General features: G+C 66.1%; 11 protein-coding genes and 1 pseudogene. 9 read left to right on the top strand and 3 right to left on the bottom strand.

Annotation, left to right across the window (positions count from 1 at the left end):
* The first annotated feature begins 268 nt into the window (after window positions 1–268).
* The 3 genes from F6S12_RS26540 to F6S12_RS26530 all read left to right on the top strand — a co-directional run bounded on the left by F6S12_RS26540 (window position 269) and on the right by F6S12_RS26530 (window position 2967).
* Window positions 269–1405: an FAD-binding oxidoreductase gene (locus F6S12_RS26540; RefSeq protein ID WP_315869488.1), complete on the top strand. Its 1137-nt coding sequence runs from the start codon at window positions 269–271 to the stop codon at window positions 1403–1405.
* Window positions 1406–1431: 26 nt separating this feature from the next.
* Entirely contained in the window at window positions 1432–1809 is a 378-nt protein-coding gene (locus F6S12_RS26535) for a RidA family protein (RefSeq protein ID WP_015634090.1), read from the top strand.
* A 102-nt stretch (window positions 1810–1911) separates the two neighbouring features.
* Complete coding sequence (locus F6S12_RS26530) at window positions 1912–2967, top strand: membrane protein (RefSeq protein ID WP_019092824.1); 1056 nt, start codon at window positions 1912–1914, stop codon at window positions 2965–2967.
* Window positions 2968–3045: 78 nt separating this feature from the next.
* Here F6S12_RS26530 and F6S12_RS26525 read toward each other — a convergent pair whose 3' ends face one another.
* Window positions 3046–3921 (bottom strand): LysR family transcriptional regulator, encoded by an 876-nt coding sequence (locus F6S12_RS26525; protein WP_077933323.1) that lies wholly within the window; start codon window positions 3919–3921, stop codon window positions 3046–3048.
* A 151-nt stretch (window positions 3922–4072) separates the two neighbouring features.
* Between F6S12_RS26525 and F6S12_RS26520 the strand changes: the two genes are divergently transcribed.
* The 6 genes from F6S12_RS26520 to F6S12_RS26495 all read left to right on the top strand — a co-directional run bounded on the left by F6S12_RS26520 (window position 4073) and on the right by F6S12_RS26495 (window position 10984).
* On the top strand, window positions 4073–5524 hold the full coding sequence (locus tag F6S12_RS26520) for an aldehyde dehydrogenase family protein (RefSeq protein ID WP_072451324.1): 1452 nt from the start codon (window positions 4073–4075) through the stop codon (window positions 5522–5524).
* On the top strand, window positions 5521–6570 hold the full coding sequence (locus tag F6S12_RS26515; RefSeq protein WP_065364647.1) for a membrane dipeptidase: 1050 nt from the start codon (window positions 5521–5523) through the stop codon (window positions 6568–6570). The genes F6S12_RS26520 and F6S12_RS26515 overlap by 4 nt, the downstream gene beginning before the upstream one ends.
* 122 nt (window positions 6571–6692) lie before the next feature.
* Window positions 6693–8252 carry a BCCT family transporter gene (locus F6S12_RS26510; protein ID WP_019092820.1) on the top strand — a complete coding sequence of 520 codons (1560 nt, stop codon included), beginning with the start codon at window positions 6693–6695 and terminating at the stop codon, window positions 8250–8252.
* The gene (locus tag F6S12_RS26505; RefSeq protein WP_015634085.1) at window positions 8253–9947 is read left to right on the top strand and encodes a hypothetical protein; all 1695 of its coding nucleotides are present in this window, start codon (window positions 8253–8255) and stop codon (window positions 9945–9947) included.
* Window positions 9928–10581, top strand: a complete 654-nt coding sequence (locus tag F6S12_RS26500; protein ID WP_161467199.1) for a DUF3726 domain-containing protein — start codon at window positions 9928–9930, stop codon at window positions 10579–10581. Before F6S12_RS26505 ends, F6S12_RS26500 begins: the two co-directional genes overlap by 20 nt.
* 43 nt (window positions 10582–10624) lie before the next feature.
* Entirely contained in the window at window positions 10625–10984 is a 360-nt protein-coding gene (locus F6S12_RS26495; RefSeq protein ID WP_174395817.1) for a RidA family protein, read from the top strand.
* Window position 10985: 1 nt separating this feature from the next.
* Here the strand turns inward: F6S12_RS26495 and F6S12_RS26490 are convergent, their stop codons facing one another.
* Together F6S12_RS26490 and F6S12_RS26485 are read right to left on the bottom strand one after the other, a co-directional pair.
* Complete coding sequence (locus F6S12_RS26490) at window positions 10986–11465, bottom strand: GNAT family N-acetyltransferase (RefSeq protein WP_041115866.1); 480 nt, start codon at window positions 11463–11465, stop codon at window positions 10986–10988.
* A gap of 69 nt (window positions 11466–11534) precedes the next feature.
* Window positions 11535–11798 (bottom strand): annotated as a pseudogene (locus tag F6S12_RS26485) (hypothetical protein); the annotation flags it as partial.

Here is an 11798-nt window from a genome sequence, read left to right as displayed (position 1 = left end):
TCTGGTTTTTACGAATGGTCCGCAGGCGTGCGCCGACCTGGGTCCGGTCGATCAGTGGATGGGCGTGGGAGCTCGAGGCGGGCTGGGCTCGGTCGGAACTCATTGAGGCTCTCTGTCTGGCAAATAAGGGCAACCGCGACGCTAGCCGGGGCACGTGGCGAAATATTAACCCATGACCCCGGGTTGACTGGAAAATTCTCATATCTTACATTTCTCGTATGTGAGAATTTTGACCCCTGTCATTTCCCAGCGATTCAGGAACCCCGGCATGCACGCGAACCAATGCTTCGACTTCGTCATCATCGGCGCCGGTATTGCCGGTGCTTCCCTCGCCTATCGCCTGGCCGGGCAGGCCAGCGTGCTGGTGCTGGAACGTGAATCGCAGCCGGGCTATCACGCCACCGGGCGCTCGGCGGCGATGTTCATGGAGGCCTACGGCACCCCGCAGATCCAGGCCCTGACCCGCGCCAGCCGGTCTTTCTACCAGCGGCCGCCGCAGGGTTTCTGCGATCACCCGTTGATGGAACCCCGTGGCTGCCTGTACGTGGCCAGCGAGGAACAGCTGGACCAATTGCAGCAGACCTACGATGAAACCCGCGCCCGTTCCGCCAATGTGCGCCTGATCACGGCGGAGCAGGCCCGGGCCCTGGTGCCCTGCCTGCGCCCCGAGGCCGTCGCCGGGGCGATGCTGGAAACCGCCGCCCAGGACCTGGACGTGCACGCCCTGCACCAGGGATTCCTGCGGGCCATGCGCCGGGCCGGTGGGCTGCTGGAGTGCGACCTGCACATAGTCGAGGCCAGCCGCGAAGACCGCCACTGGAACCTCACACTCAGTGATGGCCGCGTACTGCAGGCGCGCAATCTGGTGAACGCTGCCGGCGCCTGGGTCGACGACGTGGCCCAGCTGTGCGGCGTGGCCCCCATCGGCCTGCAACCCTGCCGGCGCAGCGCCTTCACCTTCGATGGCCCACCGGATGAAGACTTCAGCCGCTGGCCGGCGGTGATCGGCATCGACGAAAGCTTCTACTTCAAGCCCGACGCCGGCCAGTTGCTCGGCTCCCCGGCCAATGCCGACCCGGTGCCGCCCCAGGACGTGATGCCCGAAGAGCTGGACATCGCCACCGGCATCTACCACATCGAGAACGTCACCTCCCTGAGCATCCGCCGCCCGCGCCACAGCTGGGCCGGCCTGCGCTCCTTCGTCGCCGACGGCGATCTGGTGGTGGGCTGGGACGACAGCTGCGAAGGCTTTTTCTGGCTCGCCGCCCAGGGCGGCTACGGCATCCAGTCGGCGGCCGGCGTCTCGCAACTGGCCTGCGCCCTGCTGCTGGGGCAACCGGTCCCCGAAGAACTGCTGAGCCAGGGCGTCGATGCCCAGGCCCTGGCCCCCGCTCGCTTGCGTTAACCCACCCAGCCCACGAGGCCCTTGCCATGTCCAATGACATCCAGCGTTATCCCAGCCACCTGCCCTACCCCTTTTCCCGGGCGATCCGGGTCGGCGGCTTCCTGTTCCTCTCCGGCCAGGTGCCCATGAGCGCCGAAGGCGAAGTGGTGCACGGCGACATCCGCGTGCAGACCGAAGCCGCCCTGGCGCGCATCGGCGAGACCCTGGCCGAATGCGGTGCCAGCTTCGACCAGGTGGTGAAGAGCACTGTCTGGCTCACCGACATGCAGCACTTCGCCGGCTTCAACGAGGTCTACCAGCGCCACTTCAAGAACGGTTTCCCGGTGCGTTCCACCGTCAGCGCCCAACTGGCGCTGGGGGTCGATGTCGAGATCGAAGTCCAGGCCTGGGTCGGCGAAAACTGAGTCACCCGCCCCAGTCCTCAAGTGCGATGCCCAGGACCACCACGGCCATGAATGCCGGGGTGGTCCACCCCACATAACAACAAAAAATCGAGGCTAATCGTCATGAAAGAAAGTCTGAAGATCGCCGGCGCCTTCGTCGGTGTGATTGTCGGCGCGGGGTTCGCCTCCGGTCGTGAACTGCTGCTGATGTTCGTCGACTTCGGCGCCTGGGGCCTGGCGGGTGCGGTGGTCAGCGCGGCGCTGTTCACCTTCCTCGGCATGGCCCTGGCCAGCATGGGCAGCCGCCTGCGAGCGGCGTCGCACAAGGACGTGGTGCAGGCCCTGTGCGGCAAGCACCTGGGGGCCCTGGTGGACCTGATGATCACCTTCTTCATGTTCGCCGTGACCGTGGTGATGCTGGCCGGCGGCGGTGCCCTGCTGGAACAGCAATTCGGCATTCCCGCCATTGCCGGCAGCGTGCTGGTGACCCTGATCGTGGTCGCCATCGTGTGCCTGGACGTGCACAAGGTCATCGGCATGATCGGCGCGGTGACGCCCTTCCTGATCATCACCGCGGTGGGCGTGGCCCTGTATGGCGCCGCGACCCGCGACCTGAGCTTCGGCGAACTCAATCAACTGGCGGCCAAACAAGAAGCCGGCGCCAGCCACTGGCTGCTGGGCGCCTTGCTCTACGTGTCCTACAACATCGTGGCCGGGGTGCCGATCCTGGCGATCATGGGCGGCGCGGCCAAGGGCGAAAAACAGGCGATGTGGGGCGGCATTTTCGGTGGTGCGCTGCTGGGCCTGCTGATGCTGGTGATGAGCCTGGGCCTGCTGTCACGCCTGGACAGCGTGGCGGACCTGCCGATGCCCATGCTGTCGATCGCCAGCGAAGTCTCCCCGGCCCTGGGGCTGCTGATGGCGCTGATCATCTTCTGCATGATCCTCAACACCGCCGTGGGCACCCTGTACTCCTTTTCTGCGCGGCTGTTTCCGGCGGGCACCCGACAGTTCCGCCTCGGCTCCATCGCCGCCGGCGCCCTGGCGTTTGTCGGCAGCCTGGTGGGTTTTATCAGCCTGGTGGGGCAGGTCTATCCGTTCTTCGGCTACCTGGGGTTCCTGCTGATTGCCGCGGTGGTGATCGGCTGGCTGCGACCACGGCGGGTGGTGGTGGCGTAGGCGTCGCTCGATGGGGCAGGCACCCGGGAGTCATCCCAGGTGCCTTGAGTCAAGCCCGGTGCCGTAGGAGCGGCCCGCTCAAGCAAACCGGCTCCCTTTGAGCGCCTTCAAAAAGGTATAGGACGCATGGTTCAACGTCTCTCGCGGGGCTGTGATCACGCTCACCGAGCGCACGATGCGCTGGTCTTCCAGGCGCAGGAATTTCAACTGGTCACCCGCTGCCGAACGGCTGAGCAGTTCCGGTAGCAGGGTCACGCCCATGCCCTGGGCCACCAGTGCCAGCAAGGAGGTGGTGTTTCTGACGCTGAGGGTCGAGTGGTCGCGGATGTGCCGGAACTCGGCGGCGTTGATCTCGGCGCCCAGGCCGCTGTTGATGAAGTTCTGCCCGTCCAGGTCGCTCCAGCGCAGCGGGCGCGCCAGGCGGTTGAGGGGGTTGTCGCTGGCGCAGACCACGCAGAAGGCGTCGGAGAACAGGAAGTCCTGGTCGATGTTGGGGATGCTCGCCGGTACGGTGCCGATGCCGATGTCCACGTCCCCGCTGAGCACCGCTTGCACCACTCGCTCGGAATCCATGTCGCGGATATCCAGGTGGAACTGCGGGTGCTGTTCATGGAATTGCTTGAGCAGCGGCGGCAGCAGGGTGATGGCGAAGGACGGCACCGCCGCCACCCGCACCAGGCCGGTCTCGGCCTTGGCGTAGGTCTTGATGGTGCTGATGGTGCGGTCGAAATGCGCCAGTTCGCGCTGGGCTTCCAGCAGCACGAAACGCCCCAGCGGGCTGAGCTGGTTCTTGCGCTCGCCTTCGAACAAGGCGCCGCCCAGTTCCTCTTCCAGTTGCTTGAGCGAGAGCGACACCGCTGCCGGTGTGCGGTGCAGGCGCTGGGCAGCCTGGGTCAGGCTCTGGCTGGTGGCCACCGCGACGAAAAACTGCAAATTGGAGATCTTGATGCTCATGGCGGCGCGTCCTGCTGGCAAAGGCATAGCTTAAATTTTACTTAAACAACCTTAAAATTTATTAGATTTACTTAATACAAGGCCGACTCATAATCCTCCCAGAACCGCACAAAGGCAACGCCCCGCCTGGCGTGCCGCCCTGGAGGATTTCATGAGCGACAACCATCACAACTACATCGCCGGCCAATGGCTCAAGGGCGCCAGCGAGATCGAGAACCGCAACCCGTCCGACACCCGCGACCTGATCGGCCTCTACGCCCAGGCCTCCCGGGCGCAGTTGGACAGTGCCATTGCCGCCGCCAGCGAGGCCCAGCGAATCTGGGCCCGCAGCGGCCTCGAGCAACGCTACAAGGTGCTGATGGCCATCGGTCAGGAGCTGATGCAGCGTTCTGCGGAAATCGGCAGGACCCTGTCCCGGGAAGAAGGCAAGCCCATGGCCGAAGGTGCTGGCGAGGTGTACCGCGCCGGGCAGTTCTTCACCTACTACGCTGCGGAAACCCTGCGCCAGTTGGGCCAGACCGCCGACTCGGTGCGCGACGGCATCGAGATCGATATCCGCCGTGAACCCATCGGCGTGGTGGCGATCATTTCGCCATGGAATTTCCCCATGGCCACCGCCTGCTGGAAGATCGCCCCGGCCCTGGCCTTCGGCAACGCCGTGGTGTGGAAGCCGGCCAACCTGACCCCGGCCAGCGCAGTGATTCTCAGCGAGATCATCGCCCGCCAGGACTTGCCCGCGGGCCTGTTCAACCTGGTGATGGGCGCCGGTTCCGAGATCGGCCAGGCGCTGATCGAGCACCCGGGCATCAGCGCCATTTCCTTCACCGGCTCGGTGGACGTGGGCAAGGGCATCGCCGCCTCGGCCGCCGCCAACCTGACCAAGGTGCAACTGGAAATGGGCTCGAAAAATGCCCTGGCAGTGATGGATGACGCCGACCTCGACCTGGCGGTGAGCTGCGCGGTGAATGGCGCCTTTGGCGGTACCGGGCAGAAGTGCACCGCCTCCTCGCGGTTGATCGTGCATGAAGGCATCCACGATGCCTTCGTGGAAAAACTGCTGGCGGCAACCCAGGCGCTCAAGGTCGGCCACGCCCTGGAAGCCGGCACCCAGATCGGCCCGGTGGCCAGCGCCGCACAGCTGGAGGCCAACCTGGCGAACCTGCAACTGGGCCAGCAGGAAGGCGCCGAACTGCTCACCGGCGGCCAGCGCCTGGAGCTGGAAAGCCCCGGTTACTACCAGGCACCGGCGCTGTTCATTGGCGGCAGCAATGCCATGCGCATCAACCGCGAAGAGCTGTTCGCACCCATCGCCTGCGTGATCAAGGCCGGCAGCTACGAAGAGGCCCTGAGCCTGGTCAACGACACCCGCTTCGGCCTTACCGCCGGCATCATGACCCGCTCCCTGGCCCGCGCCAGCCACTTTCGCCGCAATGCCCGGGTCGGCTGCGTGATGGTCAACCTGCCCACCGCCGGCACCGACTACCACGTGCCTTTCGGCGGCCGTGGCGAGTCCAGCTACGGCCCGCGCGAGCAGGGGCGCTCGGCGGTGGAGTTCTACACCCACGTGAAGACCGGCTACATCGCCGCAGGGGCGCCACTATGAACCTGCCCCAGACCTTCGCCAGCCGCGGCCCGCGCATCGATGCCATGCAGTACGACAACTGGTCGGAAAAGATCTTCCAGCAGATGCGCGAAGGCGGCGTCGATGCGGTCCACGTGACCATCGCCTACCATGAGACCTTCCGCGAAATGGTGGCCAATATCGAAGCCTGGAACCGCAGGTTCCAGCGCTACTCGCACCTGATCCTGCACGGCAAGTGGGCCAGCGACATCGCCCTGGCACGGCAGACCGGGCGCACGGCGATCTTCTTCGGCTTCCAGAACCCCTCGCCCATCGAGGACGACATCGGCCTGGTGGAAGTGGTGCACAGCCTCGGCGCACGCTTCATGCAGCTGACCTACAACAACCAGTCGCTGCTGGCCACCGGTTGCTATGAACAGGAAGACCCGGGGCTGACCCGCATGGGCAAGCAGGTGGTACGGGAGATGAACCGGGTCGGCCTGGTGGTGGACATGTCCCACTCCGCCGAACGCTCGACCCTGCAAGCCATCGAGCACTCCGAGCGCCCGATCGCCATCACCCACGCCAACCCGGCGTTCTGGCACGCGGCGCTGCGCAACAAGTCCGACACCGTGCTCAAGGCCCTGGGCCAGAGCGGTGGCATGTTCGGTTTCTCGTTGTACCCGCACCACCTCAAGGACAAGAGCGCCTGCAGCGTGCAGAGCTTCTGCGAAATGATCGCGCGCACCGCCGAGCTGATGGGCGTCGAGCACCTGGGCCTGGGTTCCGACCTGTGCCAGGACCAGCCCAACAGCGTGGTGGACTGGATGCGCGTCGGCCGCTGGACCCTGGATGTCGACTACGGCGAAGGCTCCAAGGCGCAACCGGGCTTCCCCGAGCAGCCGGCCTGGTTCCGCGACAACCGCGACTTCCCCAACATCGAGGCGAGCCTGCACGGCGTGGGTTTCAGCGCCCAGGAGGTCGCCGCGATCATGGGCGGCAACTGGCTGCGCTTCTTCGAGAACAATTTTGTTCCGGCCAAGGCCCAGGCAGGTGCCGCCGTCCACCCTCACGAGATCGCGGTCTGAGGCCCCCGACTGTTTCCCGATTGTCCTGACGTCCGGCCTGAACAGGGTCATCGCCAAGCACTAACAACAACAAATGCGCCCATAACAATTATTAGCGATCGACAACGCAACACGGAGGCACCATGGAAATTCCAGGCGAAATCAAAGCGGGGATCGACACCCGCTCGCTGCACAGCCGCGCCGCTGGAACCCTCGACTGGTCGATTTTCTGGATCAGCGGAGGTTTCTTCCTGCTGTTCCTGGTCATTGCCCTGATAGACCTGAACACCCTTTCCAGCCTGATCGGCCACGCCTTCACCTGGAGCACCCACTACTTCGGCCTGTACTGGCAGGTGCTGATGCTGGCGACCTTCGGCGCCAGCCTGTACATCGGCTTCACCCGCCTGGGCCGGGTGCGCCTGGGCGGCGTCGGGCACAAGCCCAGCATCAGCACCTTCAACTGGGTATCGATGATCATGTGCGCCCTGCTGGCCGGCGGCGGCGCCTTCTGGGCCGCTGCCGAACCCATGATGCATTTCATCGCCCCACCGCCGTACTTCGGCGCCGTGGCCAAGAGCGACGCCGCCGGCGTGGCCGCGCTATCCCAGTCGTTCCTGCACTGGGGCTTCATGGCCTGGGCGGTGCTCGGCAGCCTGCTGACCGTGGTCTACATGTACCTGCACCACGAAAAGAACCTGCCGCTGATGCCGCGCACCCTGCTCTATCCGCTGCTGGGCGAGCGTGCCCTGAAGGGCCCGATCGCCGTGTTCGCCGATGCCTCGGCAATCATCGCGGTGGTGGCCGGCACCATTGGCCCGGTGGGCTTTCTCGGCCTGCAGATCGCCTTTGTCCTGCACTCGGTGTGGGGCGTGCCGAACACCATCATGGTCCAGGCCATGGTGATTCTCTCGGTGACGGTGATCTACACCCTGTCCTGTGTGGTGGGCCTGGGCGGCCTGCGGCTGGTCAGCAAGGTCCACGTGTGGCTGATGCTGGGCCTGGCGGCGTTCCTGTTCATCTTCGGCCCCACCCTGTTCCTCAGCGAAACCCTGGCCCAGAGCCTGGCGGTGCACGTCACCAGCTTCTTCCAGACCGCCCTGTACCGCGATGACAACGCCTGGCTCAACAGCTGGACGCTGTTCTACTGGGGCTGGTTCATCGGCTACGCGCCGATGATGGGTATCTACGTGGCCAAGGTCTCCCGCGGGCGCAGCATCCGTGAGGTGATCACCCTGATGTCGGTGGCCGCCCCGCTGATCACCATGCTCTGGTTCACCCTGGTGGGCGGCACCGGGATCGGTATCGAACTGCAGTCGCCGGGCCGCGTGATCAGCCACGGCGTGCAACCTGAGGCGCTGCTGCTCGGGGTGGCCCAGTCGATGCCGCTGCCCAACCTGATTTCGGCGCTGTTCCTGTTCCTCAGTTTCTTCTCGGTGGTCACCAGCGCCGGCTCCATGTCCTATACCGTGGCCATGGCCATCAGCAGCAACCACGCCGAATCCCCGGCCTGGCTGCGGGTGTTCTGGGGCGCCGGCATGGGCCTGGTGGGGGCGACCCTGATCACCCTCGGTGAGGGCGGCATCAGTGCCTTGCAGTCGTTCATCGTGATCACTGCGGTGCCGGTGTCGCTGCTGATCCTCCCGGCGGTCTGGGACGCGATCCGCATTGCCCGGCAAATGGCCCGTGAACAGGGGGTGCTCTGAATGAACCTGCGACCACCCGCCAGCGTCATGAAGGCGGCGCGCCTGGGGGCCTTCCACCAATCCCGGCTGTCGTTCATGCGCCAGTTGCTGCGCCGCCTCAAGGCTGAAAACTGGCAGTTCCAGCGCCCGCTGTGGACCCTCGACAGCCAGGGCGTGGGCCGTGCGGTGTACACCGCCACCGGCCCGCAGCGCAGCTACAGCCTGGTGGCCTTCGCCCATGACCTGGACCCGGCACTGCGCTCGGACCGGGTCATCGCCACCGCCTGGGATGCCACCTTCGCCCTGTTCGACGGCATCCCCGATGCCGCCGACCTGGACCGCCTGGAGGCCAATGTGCCGAAGCAGGAAGCCGGGCGCATTTCCTCCCGCGAGCTGTGCATGGCCCGGGCCAACCGTTCGGTGCGGCTGTTCGACCATGTGATCGAGGCCCTGGCTGCCGGCCGCCAGCCGCAGCGCGAGTTCATCGATGAAGTCGGCTACCTGATGCGCACCACCGCGGTCTACGGCAGCGGCAAGTTCGGCGCGGCCGACCGTGAAAGCATCGCCCAGCGGCCGGAGCTGGCGGCACCCTTCCAGGCGGAAATGCTCACCGTGTTCCTGATCCGCGCCTTCACCCTGGACCTGGTGGAACACCTGGCCCAGGCCCGGGCGCCCCGGCAGGCGGTGACCCTGGAGCCGCAACTGCGCCGGCGCCTGGGCATCGGCAACTCCACGGGGCTGGGCATGGCGCCGTTCCTGCTGAACCATCCGGTGCTCTTGAACAACTGGGTACAGGCCCGTGAAACCGCCCTGCAACGGGTGCGCGCCGTGCGCCAGCCATCGGCTGCGGAGCGCCAGCGGTTCGTCGAATTCCTCACCCGGGCCCAGGCCGGCATCGGCCACTGGCACTCCGAGCACGAACTGCAACACGGCCGCATCCTGCAACTGCAAGGTGACCTGCAGCGCCTGGAGCACCATCTCGCCAGCGGCATCCTGGAGCAGGATTCCCCCTGGGACGAACTCTATCGCTGGGCCGAAGGCGCGCTGTCGCTGGAAGCCCAGGAATGCCTGGTGTCGCTGCTGCTGGAGCCCTACGGCCACCTGGTGGATGAGCTGGGCGCCGGTATGCAGGCCGATGAGCAGGCCAGCTTCAGCGTCGACGGCAGCATGAGCATCGGCCGCCTGCGGCAGATACTCGACGAGCATTATTCCTGGGTCGCGGCCATCGACTTTTCCAGCCAAGCCAGCCGCGCGCTGTTCTGGTACGTCTCCGAGGAAAAACTCGAACCGCGGATCGGCCAGCGCTTTGCCGAGCCCGGGCAAGACCTGGAGCAGCCCCTGGCAGTGGCCCGGGACATCGCCCAGTTGCAAGCCGCCCTGCCCGGCTGGAGCGACGCGCAAAGCGTCGCCAGCTTCCTGCTGCGGCACCCGGAACATCGCCACAGCCTGCGCCGGGTGCAACTGGCGCCAGCGTTCCCCTACGCCGACATCCAGGACAACCTGATCGACCAGGCGCTGCTGCCCATCGACCTGCTGCGCTGCAAGCTGTCGTTCTTCGGCGCCACCCACTTCGACCCGCGCTCGGATCGCTGGGTACGCATCACCCTCTACCAGAACGCGCCCTTCCCCCATGAGCTGGGGCAGATGGCCGCGGACGACTGGTCCTACCCCAACCTCGACAGCCAGGAGCAGCGCCGTGCATGCCTCGTTGAATGAAATCGAAAGCCTGTGCAAGAAAGCCGCCCGCGGTGCCGGGCTGTCCTGGGGCCTGGCGGAGGAAGCCGGCAAGGCCGCGCGCTGGCTCTCGGCCCACGGCCTCGACGGGCCCGGCGTGCTGGCCACGCAACTGCGACAGAATGACGGCTGTGCCTACCAGCAACTGGCACCGGATGTCAGCGCCGAGCCCTGGCAGGTGCCAGGGCATGCCCTGTGCCCGCTGATTGCCGGGGCGACCCTGAGCGACCACGCCTACCTGCTGCGCAGCAACGGCCGCATCGAGCTCAGGCAGGTGGCGCACCCGCAACTGCTGCTGCCCTTTGCCAGCGCCACCGCGCGCCAGCTCGGCCTGTGGCTGGAGCTGTCCTGGAACGGCTGCTGCCTGAAGTTTTCCCCCTCGGGCGAAGCCTGGCTGGTACGTGCGCAGAACCTCGGCGCCGCCACAGCCGCCCAGGTGCGCTGCGCTTGCACAGATCCTGCCGGCACCCTCGGCAAGCCTCTGGCGGGCAGCATTCCGGACCTGGGCGACAGCCCCCAGCACGAGCTCGATCACCTGGCCGCCCGCACCTACGTGCCGGCCTCCGAAGCCTCGCGCCTGCTGGGCGCCGGGGCCGGCCTGAGCGACAACAACTGACCTTTCCACCCTTGAACCAATGGACGAACCAATGGACCTCGACATGACCTCATCCCTCCAGCGAATCGGCACCACCGCGCGCTTCAGCCAGGCCGTGATCCACAACCGGACCGTGTACCTGGCAGGCCAGGTTTCGCAATTGACCGAAGGGGACATCCGCACCCAGACGCAGGATGTGCTGCAACAGATCGACGCCCTGCTGGCCAGGGCCGGCACCGACAAGGGCCACCTGCTCAGCGCGCAGATCTGGCTCAAGGACATGGCCGACTACCCGGCCATGAACCTGCTCTGGGATGCCTGGCTCGAAGGTGTGCAGGCACCGGTGCGGGTTTGCGTGCAGGCGCCCATGGCCAAGCCGCACTACCGCATCGAAGTGTTGGTGATTGCTGCGCAACCGGCCTGAATCAGCCCAGCCCTGGCCCGGTCTCGGCGGCCACCAGGGCCCGCTCCATGATCAGCGTCAGCTCCTCGCCCTCGTAATGCTCGCGCACCCGGACAAAGCCCAGGCGGGCATAAAAGCCTTCAGCGGTGACCGACGAGGGCACCACCAGCGAGGTCTGGCCCGAATCCAGCGCCGCCTGCTCGACCGCGGCCATCAGTTGCCGCCCCAGGCCCTGGCCGTGGTAGGCCGGGTCGACAAACACCGAACGCACCGCACGCCCGTCGAGGCTGGCGGTGCCCCGCAATTCCCCGTGCACCAGGGCGACAAACATCTGCCGGCGCTGCATCAGTTGGCGCACTGCATCGGGGGTGAAGCTGGCCTGGACCCGCTCGATCACACTGGCGGGGTAGTCCTGGGCATTGCTGGCGAGCAAGGCCGCCAGGATCACCTGGCTGACCTGTGGAGCATCGGCCGGCACGGCCGGACGAACCTGATATTGCATGACCACTCCCTGGTTATCCCGCGGATGACAGTGGCCAAAATACGGCCCGCCCCAGGCCCTGCCAAGCACTTATTGCAACTGGAACACCAGGCAGGGGTTGTCGTTGAGCCGCCCCTCGAACACCGGCAACTGATTCTCCAGGGAGGTGTTATCCAGCAGCCCCCGGTCCTTGCGCGCGATGATCACCCAGGAGTCATGGGGCAGCGAGTCCAGGTGCCCGGGGTCGTCGCCGCTGACGAACAGCGGCTGTTCGTCGTGGTCCAGGTTCATCATGTAGCGCACCGCCCAGGTGTCCTGGCCCAGGTTGAAGAACACCAGCGGCCCGGGGCTGGC

This window comes from Pseudomonas sp. JV245A (genome assembly GCF_032424515.1).
Lineage (GTDB): Bacteria > Pseudomonadota > Gammaproteobacteria > Pseudomonadales > Pseudomonadaceae > Aquipseudomonas > Aquipseudomonas protegens.
Note: the sequence above shows the minus strand (reverse complement) of the source record. Positions and strands in the feature narration are given on the sequence as shown.